This is a genomic window from Suilimivivens sp., from assembly GCF_037359455.1.
GTDB classification, from domain to species: domain Bacteria; phylum Bacillota; class Clostridia; order Lachnospirales; family Lachnospiraceae; genus Suilimivivens; species Suilimivivens aceti.
Window position 1 is genome coordinate 1 of record NZ_JAXXXI010000030.1, and the last position, 25,182, is coordinate 25,182.

Genomic DNA, 25,182 nt, shown 5'->3' on the forward strand with positions numbered 1-25,182 from the left:
ATGGTTTCTTACTTGTAATGCCGTGGTTTGTCGGATTCCTTATATTTTATTTGTATCCTATATGTTCCAATATTGGATTAAGCTTTACAGATAAAACAATCTGGGGTGAGGGCAAATTTGTAGGGTTAAAAAATTACTATAAAATATTCTTTGAGGATAAGGTGTTTTGGATTTGCTTGAAGAATACTTTTCTGTGGGTTATTTTTTCTAATGTTATTATGCTTAGTGTGTCTTTGATAATAGCGAATTTGTTGGCAGGAAAAGTTAAAGGGGGCAAATTTTTTCGGACTGTTTTTTATTTTCCTTGTTTACTGCCACCAGTAGCATTTGGTGTGGTTTTGGGATTTATATTCTCGGGGAGTCCAAATGGTTTTGTGAATCATTTATTTGGACTTGGAACTCATGGATGGTTTAGTGATTCAACTTTAGCTATGCCAACGGCAATTGTTTCCAGTATCTGGTATATCGGAACGCCAATGATAATTTTCCTTGCGGCTATTAAGGGAATTAACCCCAGTTACCAAGAAGCTGCATTGATTGATGGAGCAGGAGCAGTTCGAAGATTTTTTTCAGTTACTTTACCTCTGATTTCACAGTCTATTATCTTCAATTTTATAATGGGAATAATAAATGGATGGCAGGTGTATGAACATATTATTCCTTTTACGAAAGCGGAAGGAGATGTGATTAAACCATATGGAAGGGATTATGGATTGGGAGTGTTGTTAATTCATATTTATGAGAAAGGGTTCAAGGATTTTGAAATAGCATATGCAGCAGCATTAGGTATAATTTTATTAATCATTGTTTTACTTTGTACATTGGCTGGCTTTGGCTTAATAAAGAAGTTGAAACTGGATTATCAATCTTTTGACTGAAAGGAATGTAGTTATGAAAAAAAGTATTTTAGGAGTATTAAAGTGGGTTATATTGCTAATGTTAGCAATAGTTATGCTGGTGCCATTCTTTTGGTTGATTTCTAGTTCCCTAAAAGATAAAACGCAGTTTTATTCTAATCCTCCAGTTTATTTTCCTATTCCGATGCATTTTGAAAATTTTGTAAATGCATGGGTAAACATCGGCTTTTTTAGAGCAATTTTAAATTCCTTGGTATTTGCATTGACTTTTACCATAATTGTGGTATTTAGTTCAGCGTTAGCCGCTTATGGATTTTCGAGATTTAAATTTCCGGGTAAGAAAGTATTATTTGTAATTCTGCTGTTATCGATGATGCTGCCTACACAGATTATGACGATTCCCTTATTTTTGATGTTTAAAAAATTGAATATGATCAATACTATATTACCAATGCTCTTACCATACTGTTTAGGGGTTCCATATCATATTTTTTTAATACGCCAGTTTATGAATGGAATACCGAAAGAAGTGGATGAAGCAGCTAAAATTGACGGTTGTGGAACTATGCAAATATTCTTTTATATCATTGGACCTATGTCAAAACCAACGTTGATTGTGTCAGCGCTTTTGAATTTTATATGGGCATGGAAAGATGTGTGGTATTCCAATATTTATCTTGGAAAACCAGAAAGGCAAACAATTTCAGTAAGGCTACTTTCGTTAATTGGAGATAAGAGTGTAGAGTATGGGCAGATGATGGCAGCTACAGTCATGATGATGTTGCCTGTTATTCTTCTATATTTTTGTGCACAAAAGTATTTTGATGAAGGTATTACTATAACAGAATTGAAATAGCTTAAAGGAAGATCAATATGTATCAAATGATAATAGGAACTTATACCAAAAGAGGTAGTGAAGGTATTTATTTGTTGGAAATGGATGATGTTTTGCAGCAAGTAAGAGTAATATCTGTTATTGGAGAAAAAAATCCCTCCTATTTGTGCTTGGATTCTGAGAAAAAATGTTTGTATGCTGCTTTGGAAAACGAAGTTGGGGAAGTGGCTGTTTACAATGTTGAAAATCGAAAAGCACCGAAATTTATGGGAAAATATGAGACAGGAGGGAGTACAACATGCCATGTGTCCTTGTCGGTGGATCACAAGTGGCTTTATGCATCTAACTATGAAGATGGATCCTTTACTATATTTGAAGTGGGAGATGCTCTCAGAAAAAGCAGGATAATCTTTAATCAGGCAGGGCGATATAAGGCAAAACCTCATGCACATAGCGTTTTTTCAATTTTGAAGAATGAAGCTATATGTTGCGATAAGGGACTGGATAGTGTTTTGATATATGGGGATGGAGGAGAGATATGCCGCTTTTATTTGAAAGGAAGTAATTTTCGGATTTTGGAAAGTGAGAAACAAAACCTCTATCTTGTAGCGGAGAAGAGTAGTGAAATTGTTGTGATCAGTTATGAACATGGAAAACTGACACTTCAGCAGCGTATATCAACGGTGGAAAAAGGGTTTGCCAAAATTAATTATGCGGCAGCAATACGTATATCACCCGATCGACAGTATCTTTACACTACAAATCGAGGTGAAGATACTATTGTGATTTATAAGATCCAGAAGGATGGAACCTTAGAGTTTTTAGAACGTCATTACCTACCAGGGCAATTTCCTCGTGATTTTAATATTTCAAAAGATGGAAAAATTTTGGGTGTGGCTTTAGAGTATTCAGATTGTGTAGTTTTTTATGATGTAGATAACAATACTGGGACTATAAGACTACGGAAGGAAATGGTTCGCATTCCGAGTCCTACAGCTATAATTATAGAATAAGGAGAATGACTGTGAGAGAAGAGCTATATAATGGAATTAATATTCAGAAGCCTTGGCCACCACGTATGAAAGAAAAGGAACAGGCATTAAAAAAGAATATAGATAGAATACCAGAAACTATTTGTTATCTATCAAACCCTCCGAAGGTAATTCCTATTCATGTTGGAAGGCAATTATTTGTAGATGACTTTTTGATTGACACATCAACCTTGCAACGTAAATATTATTACCCTGAACCCTATGTTGGGAATCCGATTTTAAAACCACAGACAAAAATTGAAAAAAATGAGGGATGCTGTCCAGTGGCAGCTACTTTTACGGACGGTGTTTTTTATGATTCGAAAGATGGACTCTATAAAATGTGGTATCAGGCTGGGTGGTTTGATGGAACTGCATATGCAGAGAGTTTGGACGGACAAAACTGGTATAGACCAGATTTGGATGTTGTACCTGGAACAAATATGGTATTACCTTTTCGTAAGGGGTATAAGCGGGATGGTGCAACGGTATGGATTGATCATGAAACAAAGGATCCAAAGAGCAGATATAAATTATTTGTTTTTTTTAGAAAAAATGAGGTCGAAGAGATAGGGGAGCTTTATATTTCCTCAGATGGAATTCATTGGAATGGGCCAACAATAACCGGACCGTGTGGTGATGCGTCTAGCTTTTTTTATAATCCTTTTCGAAAAAAGTGGGTATTCAGCATTAGAAAAGTAGATGTAGAGGGGGATTTTCACTATAGATATAGACAGTATTATGAAACGGAAGATTTTTTGAAAGGTGCAGATTGGGGAAGAAATGATCCTGTTTTTTGGTATGGAGCAGATGATTTAGACAAAAAACATGCGATATACGATTGTACTACACAGTTATATGGTGTTGATTGTGTAGCCTATGAAAGTATTTTGCTAGGAGCTTTTGAGATTTTCAAAGGACCTCATAATAGAATTGCAGAAGAACTTGGAGTTCCGAAACAATGTGATATTACATTGGGTTATAGCCGGGATGGTTTTCATTTTTGCAGACCAGATCGAACAGCTTTTCTTAAGGGTTCTGAGAAAAAGGGGACATGGGATTATGGCTATATTCATGCCTCTGGTGGCTTATGCATTGTAGAAAAGGATCAGTTGCGGTTTTATTATTCTGCGTGGTCTGGGGAGTCACCAAAATATGGAAAACATATGTATGCAGGTGGAGCTACTGGTTATGCTACGTTACGGAGAGATGGATTTGCAAGTGTTGCAGCAGAAAAAGAAGGATTTTTAAAAACTAGAGTGCTGGTTTTTAAAGGGGAATATTTGTGGCTGAATACAATCAGTGATTTGGGAGAGGTACGTGTAGAAGTAAGAACAGCGTCTGATGAACCAATAAATGGTTTTAGAAAAGAAGAATGTGAACCGGTTATTACTGATTCTACAAAAGTAATGGTTCGATGGAGTAGTGGAAACAGTCTAAAACAATTGGAAGGGAAGCCGATTAAATTTGTATTTTGGATTAGGAAGGCAGAAGTTTTTTCTTTTTGGGTAAGTGATGATGAAAGAGGAAAAAGTAGAGGATATATGGGCGCTGGAAGTACAAATTGTGAAGGAATTCGTGATATCTAAGTGATAAAATTGGTGAATTATAGGAGGTGTTCAAGATGAAAACAGCATTGGTTACAGGTGGAAACAGAGGAATTGGAGAAGGTATTTGTAGGGTTTTAGCTGAGAAGGGATACGATATTTTCTTCACCTATAAGGGTGGAATATATGATGGTGAAGAACAGTTTCGTAACGAGATGGAAAAAGCAGAAGCATTAGTTCAAAGTATTTGTAATGAATATAATGTAAAGTGTTTTTGTAAGGAAGCTGATTTTACTAAAGAAGAGGATGTGGAAAAAATATTCCAGACCGCAGTAGAAAAATTGGGAGAAATTCATGTGCTGGTGAATAATGCAGGATATGGAATAGAGGGAAAATTAAGAGATACAAAATCAGAAGATATTGACAAAGAGTATTTTGTGCTTTTGCGAACACCATTACTTTTAATGAAGCATGCTGCAAATCACATGATAGAAAAAGAAATACGGGGCTGTATGGTGAATATTGGATCTGTAAGAGCCAGTCGGGCGTTCCCAATTGATTGTATTTATGGAAGCTTAAAAGCAGGATTAGAAAGAGCTACTCAATCAGTGGCTTTGGAACTAGGACCCTATGGAATACGTGTTAATGCCATTGAGCCAGGATGTATTCAAGTGAGTCCACTGAAAGAAATGGTTCCATTTTATGAGAATATGGGACGTAATATTCCTATAGAAAGAACGGGAACACCAAGAGATATTGGAAATACGGTGGCTTTTCTTTGCTCGGAAGATGCATCTTATATTACTGGACAGACGATACGGGTAGATGGAGGATTGTTATTGCCAGCAATGCATCAGGGTCCTGATATAGGACCAGACCAGAGATGGAGTCGTGTCCTTTGAGAGCGAAGGTTGAAAAAATAGAGTGACTCAATAGATGGTTAAAAAGTTTGTGAGGTTTATCAGAACAGGCTTTGACATTATAGAATTGGGAAAATACGAGTAAATGAAAATGAGTAAAGAGATAGATATTGTTGCGTTAGGAGAATTACTTATAGATTTCACAGAATCAGGATATAGCAAGAATGGAATGAAGCTATTTGAGCAGAATCCTGGAGGAGCACCTGCGAATCTGCTGACAGCGGCAAGCCATATGGGGTGCAGTACTGCATTTGTTGGAAAAGTGGGAAATGATATGCATGGTCATTTTCTAAAAGAAACACTGAAAAAGGAAGGAATTGATACAAGAGCAGTATTAGAGGATACAGAATATTTTACTACTATGGCGTTCGTGGAGCTGGATGAGAGGGGAGAGCGCAGCTTTTCTTTTGCAAGGAAACCGGGAGCGGATACTATGCTTAGAAAAGAAGAATTGGATGAAAAATTACTTTCAAACTGTAAGATATTTCATTTTGGGTCATTGTCTTTAACAAATGAGCCATCCAGGAGTGCAACGTTGGAAGCGGTATCGATCGCTAAAAAAGCAGGAGTGATTATTTCTTATGATCCCAATTATCGGGCATCATTATGGAAAAGTGAGTGTGCTGCTGTAGAAGAAATGAAAAAAGTGATATCGCTGGCGGATATAATGAAGGTGTCGGATGAAGAGAGTCTGCTTTTGACAGGTGCGTCCAATTATGAGGATGCATCAGATGAGTTCCTGAAGATGGGAGTAAAATTAGTTGCAATTACACTGGGAAAGCAGGGGGTATTAGTGGCAAGAAAGGATCAAAGAGAAATTTTTGATGCGTTCTCTGTTAATACGGTTGATACAACGGGAGCAGGCGATTCCTTTTGGGGTGGATTCCTAAGCAGACTGTTATCGTATAATCAGGTAATAGAAAAGCTGGAATGGGAAGAAATCGGTCAATGTGCGCTGACAGGCAATGCGGTTGCAGCATTGTGTGTACAAAGTAGAGGAGGCATACCGTCTATCCCGGGCAAGGATGATGTGGAATTATTTATCAGGAATAACAGAAAGAGGTGTTCTTATGATTAAAAACAGAAGGATCGGACATATTGGTATTGCTACCAATGATGTTGCAAGAGATGTGGAGTGGTATGTAAATGTGCTTGGCTTTGAAGTGACTGGCAAATTTCAAAATGGAAACGATACTGTTTATTTTTTGAAAAATGATGATGTTATTTTTGAAATATTTCCATCAGATTCTCGGCTTCCGGATGAGGTTTCCGGAAGAATTGATCATTATAGTTTTGCTTCTGATGATATTGAGTCGGACTATGCATATTGTGTAAAGAACGGATATAAAATCGTTACTGATGGTATTGAAGGTATTGCGGGATTTTGGGACAACGGTATCCGGTACTTCAAGATAGCAAGTCCAACAGGTGAACAGTTTGAGTTCTGCCAGATCTTGTGATGAAAATTATAAATAAAATAAATCCTCGCATTTCAGCATTTAAATTTAAAGATGAAGTGCGGGGATTTTTGACAAATAAACAGTTAAAAAATGAAAAAATATTATGGTCTGTTTTGTAGACTTACACAGTATTCGTATTTGTCAGAAGCCAGTTTGGTAATGCCATATAGAAAAGGATCCTGACCAGAATAACAGATTCTACGGCTGCAAAGAAGTGGAGAACCAACAGGTTTTTCTAATATTTGTGATTCTGTAAAATTGGCGCTCACGGCTGACAGGTATTGGACAGCATTGGAGAATATTATTTTATACTTTTTCTCAAGAAAGCTGTAAAAGCTGGTAAAGCCATCGATATAGTGTTCTAATCCAGGGGTATAGCTGCATTTGACATAGTTGGTCATTAATGCGATGGGAACCCCGTCTGCAGTCTGTACCCGTTGTACTTTATACACGGGGGCAGGAGTATGCATTTCCATGATAGTCATAATTGATTCTGGAGCTGTGTTTTTTTCTATATACATACTTTTGGTTTTAACAGTATACCCTTTTTGGCGCAGGGTTTCAGTGATTGAGGTTATCTGGTTCAATTTCTGTACGGTAAAAATGTTTAATACTTCCGTTCCATATCCCTGTTTTGTTTTTACATATCCTTCTAGGGATAAAATACTGATAGCTTTGCGGATCGTAGTGCGACTGACATGAAAAATTTTTTCCAGTTCGGATTCGGTTGGCAGTAGGCTTCCGGCAGGATAGATGCCTTCTTTAAGCTCTTCTTTTAATTTACTGTATACTTCCTTGTAGGCTGGTATATGACTCATTAATTAGTTCTCCTTCCATATAATAGACAAAACATCATTGAAAGATCATTACTATTGATGCTAATAATATAATATTTCTAAAGAAATGGCATGTCAATATGAAAATGGAATTTCAGCACGAAACATTAGTGAAAAATTCGTATTTTATATGGGTTAAATCAGTGATGTTTTGTTGAAAAACACCAATTTAAAACTTTTATTAATGGAGAAAATATCAATTGATTTGGCACTTGAAAGATTATACAATAGTCACATAAATTTATGAAAGATAATTATCTTTAAACAAAAAATGAAAATTGGAAGGAGAATTACAATGAAGATATCAAAAATAGTTGCAGGTGTTCTTTTGGCTCTGAGCGTCATTGCTACCGGCTGTGGAAATGTAAAAGAGGAAGAAAATAAGGTAGAGGAAAAAACAGAAGTGTCGGAAGTCTCTTCAGTGGAAAATGAAACGGAAGAAAAAGTAATTATTGGATGGATTAATGCTGATACGACTACACCTTCACAAATTGCAAAACTGAATGCAGCTAAGGAACAGGCAAAACAGATGAATGCTGAATTAAGGGTTATGGATTATCAGCATGATATTAATAAAATGATTGAATCAATTGAAAATTTAGCGGCTTCGGGAGGAAATGCGATCATTATACAGCCGGAAGATACCGACGTAGCAACAGAAACATTACAGAAAGTAAAAAAGCAATATCCGGATTTAGTAGTAGTTGTTCAGGATTTTGAATGTGGTGAAGACGTTACGGACTATTTTGTAGGAATGAAGGATCCTGTGGAACTTGGTAAAATGATGGGACAGCAGGCTGGAAAATGGGCAAAGGATAATATTGATGGTTCAGTAAAGCTGGCTTTGTGTGATTATCCGAATATTCCTTTTTGTACAATGCAGATAGATGGATTTATAGAAGGCGTTAAAGAATATATTCCAGATGTTGAAGTAATAGACAGACCCAGTGCAATTTCAGCACCTGAGGGTATAAGTGCTGGTGAAAACTGGCTGCAGGCTCATCCAGATGTTAATTTAGTAGGAAGTTTTACTGATGGAGGTATTTTAGGAGTATATGAAGCGTTCAAGGCTGCAGGACATGTAGGAGATGATATTGGTATTTTTGGCGGTGATGGCTCTATTGACGGGTTAAAAGCCGTGGCAGAAGGATCCATATTCAGAGGTGATTTGTATTCAGATATTGGATTACAGGGAGAGAACTCGGTGATTGCAGCTGTGGGAGGAGCCAGGGGAAATGGCCCTGAGGATTCCTATATTAAGACGGAGTATATTCCAGTTAATGCGGATAATGTGAGTGAATATTTAGAATAAATAATATTAGTGAATGATATGGGTGTGGGGAATACTCATACCCATATCTTGAAAGGTGATAAATGAATGAGCGTTGAAAATATTTTATCAGTAAGAAATATAACAAAAACATATCCCGGAGTTATAGCGTTGCAAAATATTTCAATGGATTTCAAGAAAGGTGAAATTCACGCTCTTGTAGGGGAAAACGGAGCGGGAAAATCAACGCTGATTAAGGTTATTGCAGGAGCGGTATCGGTTGATAAAGGTCATGTGTATTTTGAAGGAGAACTTCAGGAGATACAGGAGCCTCTGGAACGTAGAAAACTTGGAATTGAAGTGATTTATCAGGAATTTAATTTAATCCCTGAATTGAGTATTGCAGAAAATATATTTTTGGGTTCTTATCCGGGAGGCTTGGTTTGTGTAAATCGGGAAAAAATTGTGAAAGATACACAGGTATTGCTTGATGAATTGGGATTAGGGTATCTGAATCCCAAAAGTCCTGTAAAGAATCTGTCAGTTGCCTATATGCAGATGATAGAAATAGCCAAAGCTATTGCCAGACATGCAAAATTTATAATTATGGATGAACCAACTGCACCACTTACTGCAAACGAGGTTAAAATTTTGTATTCCATTGTAGATAAGCTTAAGCGAGAAGGCGTTACCATTTTGTATATTTCCCATCGGCTTGAAGAAGTATTCGACTTAGCTGACAGAGTAACGGTTTTTCGAGATGGAAGAAAAATTGAAACGCTGAATATTACTGATACATGTCAGGATGAATTAATTCGATTAATGGTTAATCGGGAAACATCAGAAACTTTTCCGGATAGAAATTATCATAATAAAGATCTTTTGCCATTATTGGAAGTAAATAATTTATATGGCAGAGGTGTAAGAAATGTTTCTTTTAAATTACATAAAGGAGAAATTCTTGGTTTGGGAGGTCTGGTAGGAGCAGGTCGAACAGAAACGGCAAAAATCATATTTGGAGCTAATAAGATGTGGAAAGGGAGTATTTTTTGTGAAGGTAAAGAGCTGCATATTACTTCTCCAAGAGATGCCGTTCAGTGTGGAATTGCATATGTTTCTGAAGATCGAAAACAGGAAGGCGTTTTGCTGACGCTGTCTGTTAAAGAAAATATAGTGTTGCCTATTTTGAAAAAAATATCGATGGGTTTGGTGGTTCGTAGCGCTATGGAGGATAAAATTGTAGAAGAGCAAAGAAGTAGACTTAGAATCAAAACACCATCTACAGAACAACTCGTTAAAAATTTAAGTGGCGGTAATCAGCAAAAGGTTGTATTGGCGAAATGGTTGGCAAGCGATTGTAAGATCTTGATACTGGATGAGCCTACCAGAGGGATTGATGTAGGTGCCAAGCAGGAAATTTACTTATTGATGAACCAATTAGCAGAATCAGGAATTGGAATAATCATGATTTCTTCTGAAATGGATGAGTTAATTGGTATGTCTGATCGGATCATTGTATTACATGAAGGAAAGATCAGCGGAGAATTGCAAAAGGGTGAATTCGATCAAGAGACAATACTGAAATATGGTTCAGGTTATGCAGTGGAGGAACAGAAATGAAGAGTAAAATAAAAGATTCCGTACAGGAATATAGACAGTTAATTGCAATTTTAGGAATATTGGTTTTCCTTGTTATCTTTTTTTCCATAATTGCCAAAGGATTTTTTACATACAATAATTTTATTAACCTTTTAAGACAGCTTTCTATGTTGGGGATTGTAAGCACAGGTATGGCAATGGTGCTGATTTCAGGTGGATTGGATTTAACAGTTGGATCGCAGATGTCTCTTATTGGAACGGTTACGGCACTTCTTATAGTAAAATATCAGTGGAATCCTTTGGGAGCAGCTGTTATAGGTATGGTAGGAGTAGCCCTGTGTGGATTTGTTAATAGCTTACTGATTAATAAATTCAAGATGTGGCCGATGATTGCAACTATAGCGATGATGCAGATTATTCAAGGAGTATGCTATATTATATCGGGAGGACTTCCTGTATATGGTTTATCTGAAAACGTAAAATGGATTGGTCAAGGATATGTTGCTGGAATTCCGGTTCCTGTAATAATTATGTTGATTGTTATGTTTTTGGGAGCATTTGTCCTGAAAAAAACATATATAGGAAGATATTTATATGCAGTAGGAAGTAATGAAGAAGGTGCAAGGCTTTCAGGAATCAAAATTAAAGTTGTAAAAACCATTTCTTATTTAATCTGTGCACTGCTTTCAGGGATTGCTGGTTTGATCCTAATGGGGCGGGTTGCATCAGGACAGCCGGCAGGTGGTGAAGGAATGGAGATGGATGTAATTACGGCCTGTGTGGTTGGAGGTATTGGATTAAACGGCGGTGTAGGTAATATGAAGGGGGTTTTTCTGGGAGTTCTTATTATTGGAACGTTAACCAATGGTTTGGGAGTCTTAGGAGTTGGAGAATTTTATCAGTTGATCTTCAAAGGAATTGTATTATTAGCTGCGGTTGGAGTAGACTGTATCAGACGTGAGAAAATGGCCAATAAAAAAGTAGTTATTACGGAAGAATAATAAATAAGAAGGAGAGTGCAGAAAGATGAGTAAAACAGTGATTATTACAGGCGCTAACAGAGGTATTGGGAAAGGCATAGCATATGTATTTGCATCAAAAGGATATAATATTTTTTTGGCACATTGTGGTGAAGCAGAAAAGGCATATGAAACAGCAAAAGAAATTAAGGAAAAATATGGAAAGGAATGTGTGACCTTTGACGGCAACTTAGCGGAGGAAGATGTTATCAAAGAGCTTGTTAAGAAGGCTGTTGAAGCGTATGGACATATTGATGTTCTGGTAAATAATGCTGGTGTAGGGTATGAAAAATATATTCAAACATCTTATACGGAGGAAATTGATTATGTTTATAAAGTAAATTTCAGGGCAGGGATCATTTTGGCCAAATTAGTGGCACAGCATATGATTGATGAAAAAATCAAGGGAACAATTCTTTTTACATCATCAGAGAAAGCAACGACATCAAATGCAATTGACTGTATATATGGAGCAATGAAGGCGGGATTACAACGCGCAGTCAGATCTATGGCAATTGAATACGGTCCATATGGAATTCGGATTAATGCAATTGCGCCAGGCTGTATAGCCGTGTACACAAAAGGGTATGAACATTTAAAATATGACGAACTTAAAAATAATATACCGATCGGAAGAACGGGTACAGGAGAGGATATTGGTTATACCGCGGCATTTTTGGCTTCCGATGAGGCAGGTTTTATTACTGGAATAGAAATTTTAGTTGATGGTGGTGAACGATGCGGTGCTCCGGCAGATCAGGAGTTGAATGAGCAGGGCATTAAGGGATTAGGCACCTTTATAATGCAGAAGTGACAGAGAGAACAGTTTCATATGGATGATATTTTATTTGTAGGAACAAAGGGAAATGAAAAGAATGATGGAATTGTATGTTGTCATGTGAATAATGAAATATATCAAATCAGTAAAATAGAGTTTGCAGACAAAATCGAGAATTTTTCATTTTTTGCATGCGCATATAAAAAGAAAACACTATATGCGGCAGGACGGGATTCTGAGACAAATACAGATTTCATTAATGTGTATAAAGTGAATAACGGAGACATTGCATTTGTTGAGAAAAGAATAGTTGCGTCTATAGGAATCAGTTTTATGCGGGTGGCGTTTGAAGACCGGAATCTTTTAGTCAGCGGATATGATGCAGGTAATGTATATTGTTTTGAAATAGGAGAGGAGGGAGAATTAAGTAATACTTACCTCAGATTTGCTTTCCCAAGTGAAAAGAAAAAGCAAGAAAAAGAACCGGAAGTTAATATATATAGTGCGGAATATCGACAGAATGGTTCTCACCCGCATGCGATCTATGGGGTGGATTTTACAGGGACGATTTTGATTCCAGATCTTGGAAAAGACAAAATATGGATTTTGAAAAAAGGAGAGCATGAACTTAACCTTATAAATTCCTGCAGCATCAAACCTCAAAGTGGGCCGAGACACCTGGTGATTAATAATGAAACTTCTTATGTATATCTTTTGACAGAATTAACTAGCTCTCTTTATACACTAAAATATGAAGTATTAGAAGCTGAGATGACAGTGGTTGATAAAAAATCAGCTTTGCCGGATGCTTACATAGGTAATAACTTGTCGGCAGATATAGTGCTATCGCCAAACGGAAAATATTTATATGTTTCCAATCGCGGAGCAAATTGTGTCTGTGTATTTGAGATTAATGAAGAAAATGGAATCCCTGTATTATTGCAAAGTGTTCCAACGGCTGGATGGCCGAGGGCACTTCAATTTTCCGAAAACTTTAAGGTTCTGTATATATTAAATGAGGAATATGAATCTTCCAAAGGATCGTTGGAATCATATTGTGTTTCACGATATGGAAGATTAAGTGACAGAACAAAGCTGCTTGATTTGGAAAATGCTTACAATTTTATAAGGTGGTGAATTTTAGATGAAATTTGAAGATGAATTTGATGTAGTGCCACCAGAAGGAAATGTCTTTGTGAACCATGAAATAAATGGGCGGAGCGGTCATTTGGGACATGCTTTGGTGGAGTATGAGGAAGGAAAAATTTTAGCTTTTTACCCTAATTGCTCACTTGATGAAAAGGGACATTCTGCGGTAGGATGGATGGAGTATAAAAGGTCAGAGGATTATGGGGAAACATGGTCACAGCCCTATATCTTTCAGCCGTCATTAAAATTGCTACATTCTGAGATGAAATACTCCGCTATGTGTGAAAAGGCAATAGTGAATGAAAAGGGAGATATTATTGTATATCAATTAATATGTGACATATCAAATGATCCACAGTGGCAACCCTATATGGTGCCATCTTATTCAATTAGCCGAGATAAAGGAAGCACATGGAGCAATCTGCGTCAGATAGGAACACGTCGAGGACGTATTTATGATGCGATGTATCAGGAGGGAACAATTTTTCTGCTTTTATTTGTCAATGATGCGACGGTTGATTGGACAGGTCAAACCACGGATCATTATTATTCACTTGTGGTTAGTGAAGATGGTGGAGAAAACTATTATGAAAGAAGCAGAATTCCAATTCCGTCGCTGCATCATGGATATGGAAGCATGATGTTTCTGGAGGATGGCCGTCTGATTGTGTACAATTATAATCTGGATGATGAATATAATCTGTCCTATGTGTTAAGTGAGGATAAAGGAATGTCGTGGGGACAGGCAGGTACAACCTTTGTGGCAAAAAAAATCCGGAACCCGCAGGTTGTAGGCTTTGAACATTTGTATTTTCTTCATGGCAGAAGCGGAAATAATGGCGAACAAGCAGGAAATTTTGTCTTATATTGCTCGGAGGATGGAATTCACTGGGATGAAGGAAGATATTTAAAAGTCCGTACAGAGGGATTAGGGGCTTATTCAAATAATTTGGTCATTGGGAAAGGAACATCCCATGAGAAGCTCCTGATTCAGGCATCGCATGCTTACAAAGATAATCAGACGAATGTTCTGCATTGGCAAATAATTAAAAGAAAGGTGTAAAGATAATGAAATGTATAATGAATCCGAGACCGGATATCCAGGAGGAACTGATCAAACCATATAAAGAAATGGAAGATGTTTATTCCCTTTCCTGCGTTGTAGGGGACGCAATGGAGAGAGAGCAGGTAATGCGACATGATATGAAGCCCAAATCCATCAATAAAAAAATAATTGGTCCGGCTATTACTGTAAAGCTGACAGCAGGAGATATCGTGGATTGCCTGTGTGTATTTGAAATTGCCAGACCTGGGGATGTTATTGTAATTGATGCATTTGGAGAAACGGAAACCTCAATTTGGGGAGGACTTATGTCTGGACTTGCAAGAAATGCCGGTATAGCAGGCGCTGTGATTGATGGCAGCTGCCGTGATACAGATGAGGCAAAGATGCTGGAGTTTCCGATAACTGCCAAGGCGTCAGGACCTAGAGCAGCGCATACAGCATATTCGGGAAGGAAGGAACCTATTGCGGTAAATGTTCCTGTCTGTTGCGGAGGCGTTATTGTAAATCCAGGAGATTTAATTGTTGCGGATGAAATCGGTGTTGCGGTAGTTCCGTATAATGAGCTGGAAGCTGTATATAAAAAGGCACGCGCTCAGGCAGATCTTGAAATTGCAACAAGAGAAGAAATTCTGAGAGGAGCAACCGTTGATGAATTGCTTGCAAAATTCGGAAGAATATAATCATGAATTGAAATATATCATTACTCTTGATGGTGGTACAACGAATACCCGGGCATATTTGTGGAGACAGGATGGTTCCTTTGTTTCTTCTAAAAAAGAAAGAGCAGGTGTCAGGAATACCGCTATGGATGGATCCGATCAGGTGATCCGTGAAACGGTAAAAAGATGTATTGATGGCCTGATAGAAGAAAGTCATATAGAAGAAAGCCAGGTTCAAGGGATTTTTTGCTCGGGGATGTTAACCTCTAATGTGGGGCTTGAAGAAATTCCATATTTATGCGCACCTGTTGATGAAAGGGCTTTGTGCAATGCAATAGAATGCCGCTTCTTTAATGACATTACCAGAATACCTTTTTACATGATTCCGGGAGTCAGGAACCATGTAGAGAATATCGGAATAGATACGCTGGAGCAGATGGATGTTATGCGTGGAGAAGAAACAGAGGCGGTGGCTTTGTTGAGGGAGCGTGGCAAGGGCGAGGATCTGATTTTTGTTTTACCAGGCTCCCATACTAAAATAATATATGCAAATGAAGAAGGGTTTATCTGCCGTTGTAAGACAACCATGAGTGGAGAACTGCTTGATGCTTTGTTTTTCCATACGTTATTAAAGGATTCACTTCCGGATTTCTTTGTCGGTGAAGAGGAATATGATTATCAGGCAGTGTCAGATGGAGCTCGGATGGCACAGAAGAATTCCTTTACAAGTGCAGTTTTTAAAACACGTATTTATCAAAAATATGTACATAAAGATAAAAAGAAGGCAGCCAATTTCCTGTTAGGGGTATTGATGTATTACGATTGTCTGAGTATATGTGAGTTTAAGAAGACAGAGGCTTTGGAGGAGGTGCAGTTTGTTATTGCAGGTAAGCGGATAATTGCACAGGCTGTTTATGATATATTAACAGATATCATGCAGGAAAAGAAGGTTCATCTTTTGGATGAGGACGAACTGATGGCGGCGAAAGGGGCATTTCTTCTCGCAGAATTATATTATAAATGGAAGGAAGGTGAGTAGGATGATGAGTGACCTGAAGGATAGAATTTTAGAAGAAAAGCTGATTGTTATTCTCAGAGGGTTGGCGGAAGAAAAGCTGATTGCTACAGTAGATATCCTGAAAAATATGGGTATGCACTTTTTTGAGCTGGCTATTGATAATGAATCGGAATTATCAATGGAAAAAAGTCTCCGGAATATTGAAGGCTTAAGAAAGCATTACGGGGATTCCATACATATTGGTGCCGGAACAGTAATAAATAAGCTACAGGTAAAAAGGGTTGCAGAGATCGGAGGAGAGTACATTATTTCTCCGAATTTAAACGAGGAGGTAGTGCGTGCTACTAAAGAAATGGGATTGGTTTCTATACCGGGAGCAGCTACGCCAAGTGAGATCATAAGGGCATATCAGGCAGGTGCAGATATTGTAAAAGTATTTCCGGCAAATTATCTGGGAGAAGCTTATATCCGCGCGATAAAGGCTCCTCTTGACTATATTCCTATTGCTGCTGTGGGTGGAATCCGTCCGGAAGATATACCTGCATTTCAAAGTGCCGGTGTCAGCTGTTTTGGAGTCGGAAAGCAGCTTGTAGATGCCGGTTTGTTTTCAAGCTATTGTGATGAAGAAGTATTTCAGATTATAGAAGACAGAGCAAAAAGATATTTACAGGCGATTCGATAAATAAGGATTAAAGCATATGCTGGAAAGGAATTGTATGGCCAAATTAAAGATTAATCTGCAAAATCCGGTGTGGCTGAGTCTGGGAGCTCTTTTTTGCTGCGTGCTGTGGGGAAGTGCATTCCCATGTGTGAAAATAGCATATCCACTGTTCAAAATTTCGGATACGGGTAGCCAGATTTTGTTTGCAGGAGTCCGTTTTTTTATATCGGGAATAATTACTTTTATTGTCGGGTGCATTTTGGAAAAACGGATTTTGCGGGTGAGGAAGCTGTCGATTCCGGGGATTATCAGGCAGGGGTTATTGCAGACTACGATTCAATATACGTGTTTTCACATTAGTCTGGCGTATATTTCATCATCAGAAAGTGCAATTATAAATGCTTCAAATGTGTTTATTTCTGTTATAGCAGCGCATTTTCTGCTTAAAAATGAAAGGCTATCCTGGGAAACCATCTTTGGATGTATTGCTGGATTAGCAGGAGTGATTCTGATAAATTTAACAGGAATATTAAATGGTAGTTTTTCCTTTAGGGGTGAGGGACTTATGCTGGCGGCGGCTGCATCTTATGGAATCAGTAATGTATACTTGAAAAAAATAGTAAAACAGGAATCGCCGATGGCAATTACGTCATATCAGATACTGTTTGGAAGTCTGCTAATGATAATAATAGGAATCTGCATGGGAGGACGAGTACAGGTATATTCCTTAAAGGCAGCCTGTCTTCTTTTGTATTTGGCAGCACTATCTGCAGCAGCTTTCAGTATATGGACACTGCTGTTAAAATATAATCCGGTGGGAAAGGTTACAATGTTTGCGTTTTCTATTCCGGTTTTTGGCGTGATAATGTCGGGAATGTTTCTCGATGAGCCCGTTTTTTCTGTGAAAAATATCATAGCACTTGTGCTTGTTAGCGTAGGAATCGGAGTCGTAAATGCTAAACATGGAAAACAACACTACCTATAAATGTGGTTAAAAAAGTCTGATTTATTCCCGGGAGTGTATTCAAAAATTCAGCTATGTTGAATTTTTGAATACACTCCCGTTTTCTTTTTGAGCAGTTTAGTATTTTCGCTTTATTTCCAGAGAACCTGATCAAAAGGTTGTTGTATTTCTTCAGCAACTTGGTAAAATAATTTCATGCTGGATCTGCTTCTGCTGGGTGAAAACAGATAATCACCGGAGGTGGCAGAGAAGGAATTCATGCTGGCTGACTTTCCCATGACGAAGAATAAAGAGGAATTGAAAGCAGCATGGGAGAAGACCGCAGAGGAGATCTGCCGTCTGGCAGAGCAGCGGGGAACTTCAGCATGTAAAGAAAGTACTGAAAAAAGAGGCAACATGCCGGGAGAAAAACGGCGAAGAGCTACAGGTGTATGCGGTGGCAGACTGTGGCCTTGAAAATGAGATGGTGATGCGTGGTCTTGAAGAATGGCCGGAAAAATTACCATATCTGACGATTGTGATCGTGAAAGTGAGGAAAATATGAGAAAACAGAAATTAATGCTTGGAGCTATTCTTGTTGCTGCAGGCCTGCTAATGGGCTGTGCAGGGACAGCGAAGGGGAGTACAGAGGAAGATACAGAGGCAGTGGTCACAGAGGAAGGACAGGCTGATGAAAATGGGAATGCTTCCACAGAAGAAGATACGATTTCGGAAGATGAGAATGGTCTGACTGCAGAGGCGCAGACAGAAGATGTGGAAAGCAGTGATCCAGGAAATAGCGGCGAAAATGAGCAGATGGATACATATGTGATCCTGCCGAATCCGTCTTTTTCCTATTATAGGTCGGATCGGGTGCAGGAACGGGAGCTTACCGCCATTGCTCTTATCAAGGAAAGTGAAGAGCCCAATGAGATCATTGATGAGGATAAGTGGTTTCAGGACAATGGATTGCAGAGACAGGGATTTCCCTATGAGGACGGGAAGTATCGTTATGAGTCCTTCAGAAATGAGGCAGATCAGCCAGCCCTTTTTCTGACAGAGCTGGCTACCGGGAAAACAGTCACCTTTGATCTTAGGGAATATCAGTATAGCACAGAGTATGTGGAAGCGGATTATGATTTTATTGATCAGAATCTTTTTTATGCGGCAGTAAGGGATAACGTTCTTTATCTGGCAACAGGGCATTATACCTATGCAGGTTCCTGTCCACAGACGGCCTATATCACAGCAGTTGATCTGACAGACAACAGTGTACTTTGGAAAACGGAGCCGCTGACCTGCAATGCAAGAGGCTTTGCATTTGTAGATGATTATATCATCTGCGGATATGGATTTACGGCTGAAGACGATTATCTGAAGATTGTCCGCATAGATACTGGGGAAGTAGTACAGGAAATACCGGTAAAAACGGCGCCGGATTATATTATCCGGCAGGATGGGATTCTTTATGTAAGAACCTATGATACGAATTATACATTTATGATAGCTGTAGAATAAGCGGAATGTCAGCAGAAAGCATAGGAGGAAGAGAAATGTTCAGAGATTTAGTGAAAGCAAACAGAAGCTACAGAGGGTATGATGGGTCTTATCAGATTGACAGGGAGAAGCTGCTGTCTTACGTAGATCTGACCAGATATGCAGCCTCCAGCCTGAATATTCAGCCCTTAAAGTATCACATTGCCTGTGAGAAGGAAGAGGTGGCAAAGATTCTCCCACTCACCAAATTTGCGGCAAGACTGGCTCATTTACACCTTCCCCATGAGGGAATGAACCCGACTGCATTCATTGTCATCTGTCAGGACAAAAATCTGGCACCGAATATTGCAAGCTTTCAGAGAGATGTGGGAATCGTGGCACAGACCATACTCCTTGCAGCAACTGAGGACGGGCTTGGCGGCTGTATGATTGGTAGCTTTTCCCTGGCAGAACTCAAAAAGATACTGGATCTGCCGGAAAATCTGGAGCCTGTACTGGTAGTAGCACTCGGTAAGCCGGCAGAAAAGATCGTACTGACGGACGTGAAGGAAGATGGCGAGATAGGATATTACAGGGATGAAAATGATGTGCATTATGTACCAAAGCGTGCGCTTAAGGATATTCTCTGCTAGAGAGTGAGTACACAAAGCATAGGGCTTCAGAGAGTATCAGCAGACATGCCTGCGAAACACGGTGTCCGTTTGGCGTGCCGATTGCGGAGAGAATGAAGAAAACAGCGGAGCTGTTTGGATGCTAAAAATGTCAGGCAATGATAGATAATGCGATCCCCCTTGAGCAGATCAGGCAAAACCAGATCTGTTTAAGGGGGATTTTTTCTGGGAATAACCTTTGACAGAAGTTTATTTTGAAGTATAATAAAAGAGAAAAAATATATTTCAAATTTGTGAGGCGTGAAGTGCTATACGATTATATAGTAAATAATTATGACAAAGATGAACCGATTTTTCTGTCAGAGCTTCCGGGAAATTCCAGAGACTATGTACGACAGGAAATGAAGCAGTTGGCGGATGAAGGTAAAGTAGAGCGTTTGTATAATGGGGTCTATTATTTGTCCTATATGACGATCCTCGGAACAAAAGGAAGGGTTTCTGTAGATAAGCTGGTAGAGAAAAAATATATATCTTATCAGGGGAAAGTTTCCGGGTATATAACAGGAATACAGCTTGCTAATATGTATGGCTTTACCACTCAAAATCCGGCATGCATTGAAGTATGCTCCAATGAGGCTACTACAAAGCAGAGAAAACTTGATATTGATGGACGCAAGGTGATTGTATATAAGCCATTAGCAGAAATCAATAAAGAGAATAAATCAGCACTCCAGTTTCTGGATCTGATGTCTTCTATAGATAAATATAGTGAATTATCAGGAGAAGAGCTTGAAAAAAAACTAAAAGAGTTTGTAAGGGCTGTTAATGTTGATTTTATGAAGGTTAAGGAATATATTTCGTTATTTCCGGATCGGGTTTTCAGGAATATTTATCAGGGGGGATTAATGAGTGAACTGGTATAAAAATCATTCGAAGGAATGGAAAGAAATAATAGAGACAGTAGCTCGTGAAATTGGCAGAACAGAGTTGATGGTTGAAAAAGATATGGTACAATCAATGTTCTTGTCTGAACTGTCTAAGGCTGAATTGCCATTTGTATTTAAGGGAGGAACATCCCTGTCCAAGGCGTATAATATGATTGACAGGTTTTCAGAAGATATTGACCTGTCGATGAATAGAAAACCAACGGAGTCAGAAAGAAAAGCGTCGAAAGAATTAATCATACAAATTGCAGAGTCTCTGGGGATGACACTTGGTAATCCTGATAAAATCAGATCAAGATATGATTATAACAAGTATGTCTTTAAATATATGTCTCTATTTGTAAGCATGCCAGTAGAGATTATCATAGAAACGAGCTATTATCAGACGGCATATCCTGTAGAAAAACATGAAGTGGGAAGCTTTGTAGGGCGTTTCTGTGAGGAGAAAGGAATTGACTTACCAATTCCTTTCAAAGCTGCTAAAGTATATATGAATGTGCAGTCTATAAGACGAACATTTGTAGATAAAGTATTCGCAATCTGTGACTACAGAATTCAAAATATGCAGGATAGAGATTCAAGACATCTGTATGATATTTGCAAATTAGCAGCGCAGTTGAAGATGGACGAGGAGATGGATGCCTTGGTGGATAAAGTTCGTGAGGATCGAATGCTTTCCCCAAACAATCCGTCTGCGCAACTGGAGTATATTATTCCGGAGATGCTTAAGGAGATCATAGAGAGTAAGTTTTATGAATCGGATTATAAAAATGTTACTCAAAAACTTTTGTATGAAGATATTGATTATGACTATGCTGTGCAGAATGGAATTGCACTTGTAGCCCAATCAGATGTTTTTATATACAAGAAAGGTCATATAAAGTAGCATAAATTTATAATATGAAGAGAGGATTGAAAATACCATCTGCCGCTGAAGATTATGAAGAATTTGTGGTAATGATGCATAGAAGTGAGGAGGAATTTATTGCCAGACTGGGAAAGTAATTATTGTTGGGTTTAGATATTGTGGGACTGACTTTGCAGGATATTTGACCTTGGTGACTTTGGACTTTAGCATATGAAGTAATAGCAGAAAATATCGAGTTATGTAATGTTCAAAGGAAACGAAAATAGCCGCCATTACTCGCAATAATGACGGCTGTTGTTAAATAACTGTTATAATTGAGGGTAAGCCGCTGCTCTGGTTTTCCCTTTTATGGTTTCAATATAACATAGTGATATTTCTTTTTCAATGCATACCACCGAAAAGAGCAATTATTATGAAGAAAACAAAAGTAATATGATCAAAATTTAATTGAAAACTATTTTACGTAATGATAATATAAACACATGGGAAACCAGAGAGCCAGGCGGCTTGCCCTCTTTGTGGAGGGGCAACCCTCCAGACGAAAGAAAGGAGGGAGATGCCAATGTATGTTACATACTCTGATTTAATTCAGATAGGAATATTCATTTGCACCCTTGTAGGATTGTGTTACATGATTTTCAAGGGAAAACGAAAATAGCCGCCATTACTTGCGATAATGACGGCTAAACACTAAAAAGTTTAGTTGAAATTTTCAAGGGTAAGCCGCTTCTCTGGTTTTCCCTTTTATGATTTCAATATAACATAGTGATATATCTTTTTCAAGGCATACCATCGGAAAAAGAGCAATTATTATGAAGAAAGCAAAAGTAATATAGTCAAAATTTAATTGAAAATTATTTTGTGTAATGATAATATAAACACATGGGAAACCAGAGAGCCAGGCGGCTTACCCTCTTTGCGGAGGGGCTGACCCTCCAGACGAAAGAAAGGAGGGAGATGCCAATGTATGTTACATACTCTGATTTAATTCAGATAGGAATATTCATTTGCACCCTTGTAGGATTGTGTTACATGATTTTCAAGGGAAAACGAAAATAGCCGCCATTACTGCAATAATGACGGCTGTTACATAAACAGATACTTAATTATTGGGGTAAGCCGCTTCTCTGGTTTTCCCTTTTTGTGATTTTAATATAACATAATAATGTTATTCTTTCAAGTGCTATTTCCATTCATTGAAGTGCACTCAGATCCAGACGGAAAATGAAATCCTGATCAGGAATCTGCGGTTTCAAAAATCCGGCGAGGTAAATCGGACAGTAGAAAACCTTATTATCCACGGAAATGTTTTCATTACAAAATACGATGGCCTGTGAAATGGCATAATGTTCATTGGATAATACAGCAGAAAGAGCATGGTGTCTGGTATAGTCTTTGCCGGATTTTACTTCAATGGGAAGTACATTGCCCTGATACTCAATGACAAAGTCAAGTTCGCCCTGCTTTTTGCTGCTAAAATAATAAAGCTCAAAACCATGAGAGTGCAGCTCCTGTGCTACAGCGTTTTCATAGATTGCACCAAAATTAACGTCAGCTTCATTGTTTAAAATCCGAAGCTGCAGCCCATTAGCATACATGGCAGCCAGTAGTCCCACATCTTCCAGAAAAAGCTTAAAAAGATTGGTTGCTTTGGATAAAAGAAGCGGAAGTACAGGTTCCTGCACGCAGAAGACAGGAAGTGCCACGCCTGCTTCCCGCAGCCAGATAAAACTGTGCTCATAGCGGGAAAATTTGAAGTTTTCATTGAGATTTTTTAAAATAAATCGTTTGTTTTTGCTGTTCAGTTCACTGGGAATGAGATTGAAAATATCCTCCAGATACAGTTTTTCTTCCGGATCATATTTGGCAATATCTTTCTTATAAAGCTGCAGAATACCCTGCTGTATCTGATAGACTTCACGAAGGTTATTGGTATCAAGGTAGCGCTGTACAACGGCAGGCATACCGCCGACAATTAAGTATAGACGAAACAATTCCATCATTTTGGTATGGATCATGGAGTCTATCGATTCCCTGTTTTCAAAACAATTCTGCAAATGGGTGAGAACCTGATCGGAAATCTTATTTGCCCGGCAAAATTCCATAAAATTTAAAGGAAACATTTCGAAAACGGTCATATAGCCAACCGGCACAGAACGGACATCCTTTAATTCAACACCAAGAAGGGAACCGCTCAGAATATAGCGGTAGCTGCCTTCGTCCACCAGAAACTTGATGGCAGTAACAATTTCCTTGCATTCCTGAACTTCATCAAAGAAAATGAGGGTTTCCCCCTTTTTCATGGGAATGTCAGTTAATGCGGAAAGGCGCAGAAGAATATCACGGCTGTCTCTGGCATTTTCAAACAGAGTAACAGCTTGTGGAGTCTCGATAAAGTTGATTTCGATCACATAGGGAAAGTGCTTTTTAGCATAGTTTCGGATAGAAAAAGTCTTACCGACCTGACGGGCACCGGTAATCAGGAGAGCTTCTCTGGAATTGTGAGAGAAAAAATCTTCTATTTGTTGATCCATGTCTCTGTATATCATAAAAACCTCCAAAAACACTTTCTTTACTAATAGTATGTCACTGACTGCCCGTTTATGCAACAGATTTTTGCCTGATTTGTCCGTTTTTCCAACGAAAATATTGAGAAATTGTCCGCTTTTCCGGTTTGATAGTACTAATATTTTTCCATAACTCTCCGATATCCATAAAGAAGGAATCCAATATTGTTCACGGATGAGAATTAAGCTACGGATGGCTGACCTGCAGAAGCGGTTGCCCATCCGTTTTTATGTCGCTTAAAGCGACCCGCCGCAGGAGAAGAAATCATAACAGGGCAGAACGTTATCACAGAGAAGGAGGACAAATGGCAGTTTCAGGAATTGGTACAGCATACAACATACTGTACGACTATCAGAACAGAACACAGGGGACAAAGCAGGAAAACAAGCAGAGTGAGCGTTTTTCAGATGCACTCTCTGCGGATGGAAAGACAGTACCCTATGGAGCCATGGCAAAGAATGGCATCATAGAATACAAGGGTGTCATTTTTACCTGCGATTATGAAAATAACAGGATTTGCCTCGGAGATGTTTCCGACAAGAATAAGTGTATTAATATTGCACTTTCCGGTGGTGGAAGTCTTGTGGTAAACCGGGAAAATCTGGGGGATCTTTCGCGTGCCATTGGCATGTTTTCACCGGAAGATGTCAATCTGATCCTGCGTGCGCTGGCAAGGGATAAACAGATCCAGAAAATGCAGCATGAGATCGATGACATGGAAAATGGAGAAGAGGCGCAGCAGGTCATCCGGGAAAAGATGCAGGAAATCTATAAAAAGGTGACAAAGGGAGAAACAGAAGAGAAATTCCAGATCGGCGGCCAGTCTTACAGCAAGAAAGAGTGGGAGAAGCTGCTGGAGGAATTTGATGATGCACAGGATGAGGTAAAAGAGGAGCAGGAAGAGCGGCTGGAAAAGCTACTGGAAGAGGAGAAGAAAAAGAAACTTCTTGAAAAACAGCAGGCTGCTGAAGAGGAGGAAGAAGACGAACTGGAGAAACACATAGAAAAGCTGTTTGAGGACAGGACAGAGTAAGCTTTGATATTAG

The 25,182-nt window shown here is 38.6% G+C and carries 25 protein-coding genes; 23 read left to right on the top strand and 2 right to left on the bottom strand.

What is annotated here, in order from left to right:
* The 7 genes from WJQ40_RS03990 to WJQ40_RS04020 all read left to right on the top strand — a co-directional run.
* Positions 1–878 (top strand): sugar ABC transporter permease (locus WJQ40_RS03990; RefSeq protein WP_337538024.1); only part of this gene is annotated, 878 nt, incomplete at its 5' end.
* 13 nt (positions 879–891) lie between these two features.
* Entirely contained in the window at positions 892–1,713 is an 822-nt protein-coding gene (locus tag WJQ40_RS03995; RefSeq protein WP_337538025.1) for a carbohydrate ABC transporter permease, read from the top strand.
* Between the two features lie 17 nt (positions 1,714–1,730).
* Positions 1,731–2,705: a beta-propeller fold lactonase family protein gene (locus tag WJQ40_RS04000; RefSeq protein ID WP_337538027.1), complete on the top strand. Its 975-nt coding sequence runs from the start codon at positions 1,731–1,733 to the stop codon at positions 2,703–2,705.
* Between the two features lie 11 nt (positions 2,706–2,716).
* Positions 2,717–4,312 (top strand): hypothetical protein, encoded by a 1,596-nt coding sequence (locus WJQ40_RS04005; protein ID WP_337538029.1) that lies wholly within the window; start codon positions 2,717–2,719, stop codon positions 4,310–4,312.
* Positions 4,313–4,347: 35 nt separating this feature from the next.
* Positions 4,348–5,172, top strand: a complete 825-nt coding sequence (locus WJQ40_RS04010; RefSeq protein WP_337538031.1) for an SDR family oxidoreductase — start codon at positions 4,348–4,350, stop codon at positions 5,170–5,172.
* A gap of 109 nt (positions 5,173–5,281) precedes the next feature.
* Positions 5,282–6,268 (top strand): carbohydrate kinase, encoded by a 987-nt coding sequence (locus tag WJQ40_RS04015; RefSeq protein ID WP_337538126.1) that lies wholly within the window; start codon positions 5,282–5,284, stop codon positions 6,266–6,268.
* Positions 6,261–6,650, top strand: a complete 390-nt coding sequence (locus tag WJQ40_RS04020; RefSeq protein ID WP_117633142.1) for a VOC family protein — start codon at positions 6,261–6,263, stop codon at positions 6,648–6,650. Before WJQ40_RS04015 ends, WJQ40_RS04020 begins: the two co-directional genes overlap by 8 nt.
* A gap of 101 nt (positions 6,651–6,751) precedes the next feature.
* On the opposite strand, the gene WJQ40_RS04025 is transcribed toward WJQ40_RS04020, so the two are convergent.
* Positions 6,752–7,468: a GntR family transcriptional regulator gene (locus WJQ40_RS04025; RefSeq protein ID WP_337538034.1), complete on the bottom strand. Its 717-nt coding sequence runs from the start codon at positions 7,466–7,468 to the stop codon at positions 6,752–6,754.
* Positions 7,469–7,781: 313 nt separating this feature from the next.
* Here WJQ40_RS04025 and WJQ40_RS04030 point away from each other — a divergent pair, with 313 nt between their 5' ends.
* The 15 genes from WJQ40_RS04030 to WJQ40_RS04100 all read left to right on the top strand — a co-directional run bounded on the left by WJQ40_RS04030 (position 7,782) and on the right by WJQ40_RS04100 (position 21,586).
* Positions 7,782–8,798: a sugar ABC transporter substrate-binding protein gene (locus WJQ40_RS04030; protein ID WP_337538036.1), complete on the top strand. Its 1,017-nt coding sequence runs from the start codon at positions 7,782–7,784 to the stop codon at positions 8,796–8,798.
* Positions 8,799–8,864: 66 nt separating this feature from the next.
* A complete protein-coding gene (locus WJQ40_RS04035; protein WP_262574845.1) occupies positions 8,865–10,376 on the top strand; it encodes a sugar ABC transporter ATP-binding protein in 1,512 nt (503 codons plus the stop codon).
* The gene (locus tag WJQ40_RS04040; RefSeq protein WP_337538040.1) at positions 10,373–11,356 is read left to right on the top strand and encodes an ABC transporter permease; all 984 of its coding nucleotides are present in this window, start codon (positions 10,373–10,375) and stop codon (positions 11,354–11,356) included. Before WJQ40_RS04035 ends, WJQ40_RS04040 begins: the two co-directional genes overlap by 4 nt.
* Positions 11,357–11,381: 25 nt before the next feature.
* Entirely contained in the window at positions 11,382–12,188 is an 807-nt protein-coding gene (locus tag WJQ40_RS04045) for an SDR family oxidoreductase (protein ID WP_262574849.1), read from the top strand.
* 18 nt (positions 12,189–12,206) lie between these two features.
* Entirely contained in the window at positions 12,207–13,289 is a 1,083-nt protein-coding gene (locus WJQ40_RS04050; protein WP_337538043.1) for a beta-propeller fold lactonase family protein, read from the top strand.
* A 7-nt stretch (positions 13,290–13,296) separates the two neighbouring features.
* Positions 13,297–14,364: a sialidase family protein gene (locus WJQ40_RS04055; RefSeq protein WP_262574851.1), complete on the top strand. Its 1,068-nt coding sequence runs from the start codon at positions 13,297–13,299 to the stop codon at positions 14,362–14,364.
* A 5-nt stretch (positions 14,365–14,369) separates the two neighbouring features.
* Complete coding sequence (locus tag WJQ40_RS04060) at positions 14,370–15,047, top strand: RraA family protein (RefSeq protein WP_117633140.1); 678 nt, start codon at positions 14,370–14,372, stop codon at positions 15,045–15,047.
* A complete protein-coding gene (locus tag WJQ40_RS04065) occupies positions 15,016–16,065 on the top strand; it encodes a 2-dehydro-3-deoxygalactonokinase (RefSeq protein ID WP_337538046.1) in 1,050 nt (349 codons plus the stop codon). The genes WJQ40_RS04060 and WJQ40_RS04065 overlap by 32 nt, the downstream gene beginning before the upstream one ends.
* Position 16,066: 1 nt before the next feature.
* Positions 16,067–16,726: a 2-dehydro-3-deoxyphosphogluconate aldolase gene (locus tag WJQ40_RS04070; protein ID WP_337403302.1), complete on the top strand. Its 660-nt coding sequence runs from the start codon at positions 16,067–16,069 to the stop codon at positions 16,724–16,726.
* Between the two features lie 34 nt (positions 16,727–16,760).
* On the top strand, positions 16,761–17,690 hold the full coding sequence (locus tag WJQ40_RS04075; protein ID WP_337538048.1) for a DMT family transporter: 930 nt from the start codon (positions 16,761–16,763) through the stop codon (positions 17,688–17,690).
* Positions 17,691–17,909: 219 nt separating this feature from the next.
* Positions 17,910–18,125: a hypothetical protein gene (locus WJQ40_RS04080; RefSeq protein ID WP_337538050.1), complete on the top strand. Its 216-nt coding sequence runs from the start codon at positions 17,910–17,912 to the stop codon at positions 18,123–18,125.
* A gap of 84 nt (positions 18,126–18,209) precedes the next feature.
* Positions 18,210–19,166 carry a hypothetical protein gene (locus tag WJQ40_RS04085; protein ID WP_337403308.1) on the top strand — a complete coding sequence of 319 codons (957 nt, stop codon included), beginning with the start codon at positions 18,210–18,212 and terminating at the stop codon, positions 19,164–19,166.
* Between the two features lie 35 nt (positions 19,167–19,201).
* Positions 19,202–19,777 carry a nitroreductase family protein gene (locus tag WJQ40_RS04090; protein WP_337538051.1) on the top strand — a complete coding sequence of 192 codons (576 nt, stop codon included), beginning with the start codon at positions 19,202–19,204 and terminating at the stop codon, positions 19,775–19,777.
* 284 nt (positions 19,778–20,061) lie between these two features.
* Positions 20,062–20,679, top strand: coding sequence for a hypothetical protein (locus WJQ40_RS04095; protein ID WP_262574859.1), 618 nt, complete (start codon positions 20,062–20,064; stop codon positions 20,677–20,679).
* Positions 20,666–21,586 carry a nucleotidyl transferase AbiEii/AbiGii toxin family protein gene (locus tag WJQ40_RS04100; protein WP_337538054.1) on the top strand — a complete coding sequence of 307 codons (921 nt, stop codon included), beginning with the start codon at positions 20,666–20,668 and terminating at the stop codon, positions 21,584–21,586. Before WJQ40_RS04095 ends, WJQ40_RS04100 begins: the two co-directional genes overlap by 14 nt.
* Positions 21,587–22,761: 1,175 nt before the next feature.
* Here WJQ40_RS04100 and WJQ40_RS04105 read toward each other — a convergent pair.
* Positions 22,762–24,117: an AAA family ATPase gene (locus WJQ40_RS04105; RefSeq protein ID WP_337538056.1), complete on the bottom strand. Its 1,356-nt coding sequence runs from the start codon at positions 24,115–24,117 to the stop codon at positions 22,762–22,764.
* Positions 24,118–24,440: 323 nt separating this feature from the next.
* Here WJQ40_RS04105 and WJQ40_RS04110 point away from each other — a divergent pair, with 323 nt between their 5' ends.
* Positions 24,441–25,169 (top strand): hypothetical protein, encoded by a 729-nt coding sequence (locus WJQ40_RS04110; protein WP_337538057.1) that lies wholly within the window; start codon positions 24,441–24,443, stop codon positions 25,167–25,169.
* Positions 25,170–25,182 lie beyond the last annotated feature (13 nt).

What these genes read in the sequence shown, in the direction of transcription:
- WJQ40_RS04060 (WP_117633140.1), top strand. Translation starts at nt 14,370, where the DNA reads ATGAAATGTATAATGAATCCGAGACCGGATATCCAGGAGGAACTGATC.
- WJQ40_RS04105 (WP_337538056.1), bottom strand. Translation starts at nt 24,117, where the DNA reads ATGATATACAGAGACATGGATCAACAAATAGAAGATTTTTTCTCTCAC.
- WJQ40_RS04050 (WP_337538043.1), top strand. Translation starts at nt 12,207, where the DNA reads ATGGATGATATTTTATTTGTAGGAACAAAGGGAAATGAAAAGAATGAT.
- WJQ40_RS04055 (WP_262574851.1), top strand. Translation starts at nt 13,297, where the DNA reads ATGAAATTTGAAGATGAATTTGATGTAGTGCCACCAGAAGGAAATGTC.
- WJQ40_RS04025 (WP_337538034.1), bottom strand. Translation starts at nt 7,468, where the DNA reads ATGAGTCATATACCAGCCTACAAGGAAGTATACAGTAAATTAAAAGAA.
- WJQ40_RS04040 (WP_337538040.1), top strand. Translation starts at nt 10,373, where the DNA reads ATGAAGAGTAAAATAAAAGATTCCGTACAGGAATATAGACAGTTAATT.
- WJQ40_RS04015 (WP_337538126.1), top strand. Translation starts at nt 5,282, where the DNA reads ATGAGTAAAGAGATAGATATTGTTGCGTTAGGAGAATTACTTATAGAT.
- WJQ40_RS04010 (WP_337538031.1), top strand. Translation starts at nt 4,348, where the DNA reads ATGAAAACAGCATTGGTTACAGGTGGAAACAGAGGAATTGGAGAAGGT.
- WJQ40_RS04045 (WP_262574849.1), top strand. Translation starts at nt 11,382, where the DNA reads ATGAGTAAAACAGTGATTATTACAGGCGCTAACAGAGGTATTGGGAAA.
- WJQ40_RS04070 (WP_337403302.1), top strand. Translation starts at nt 16,067, where the DNA reads ATGATGAGTGACCTGAAGGATAGAATTTTAGAAGAAAAGCTGATTGTT.
- WJQ40_RS04075 (WP_337538048.1), top strand. Translation starts at nt 16,761, where the DNA reads ATGGCCAAATTAAAGATTAATCTGCAAAATCCGGTGTGGCTGAGTCTG.
- WJQ40_RS04090 (WP_337538051.1), top strand. Translation starts at nt 19,202, where the DNA reads ATGTTCAGAGATTTAGTGAAAGCAAACAGAAGCTACAGAGGGTATGAT.
- WJQ40_RS04085 (WP_337403308.1), top strand. Translation starts at nt 18,210, where the DNA reads ATGAGAAAACAGAAATTAATGCTTGGAGCTATTCTTGTTGCTGCAGGC.
- WJQ40_RS04000 (WP_337538027.1), top strand. Translation starts at nt 1,731, where the DNA reads ATGTATCAAATGATAATAGGAACTTATACCAAAAGAGGTAGTGAAGGT.
- WJQ40_RS04065 (WP_337538046.1), top strand. Translation starts at nt 15,016, where the DNA reads ATGAATTGCTTGCAAAATTCGGAAGAATATAATCATGAATTGAAATAT.
- WJQ40_RS04110 (WP_337538057.1), top strand. Translation starts at nt 24,441, where the DNA reads ATGGCAGTTTCAGGAATTGGTACAGCATACAACATACTGTACGACTAT.
- WJQ40_RS03995 (WP_337538025.1), top strand. Translation starts at nt 892, where the DNA reads ATGAAAAAAAGTATTTTAGGAGTATTAAAGTGGGTTATATTGCTAATG.
- WJQ40_RS04020 (WP_117633142.1), top strand. Translation starts at nt 6,261, where the DNA reads ATGATTAAAAACAGAAGGATCGGACATATTGGTATTGCTACCAATGAT.
- WJQ40_RS04035 (WP_262574845.1), top strand. Translation starts at nt 8,865, where the DNA reads ATGAGCGTTGAAAATATTTTATCAGTAAGAAATATAACAAAAACATAT.
- WJQ40_RS04030 (WP_337538036.1), top strand. Translation starts at nt 7,782, where the DNA reads ATGAAGATATCAAAAATAGTTGCAGGTGTTCTTTTGGCTCTGAGCGTC.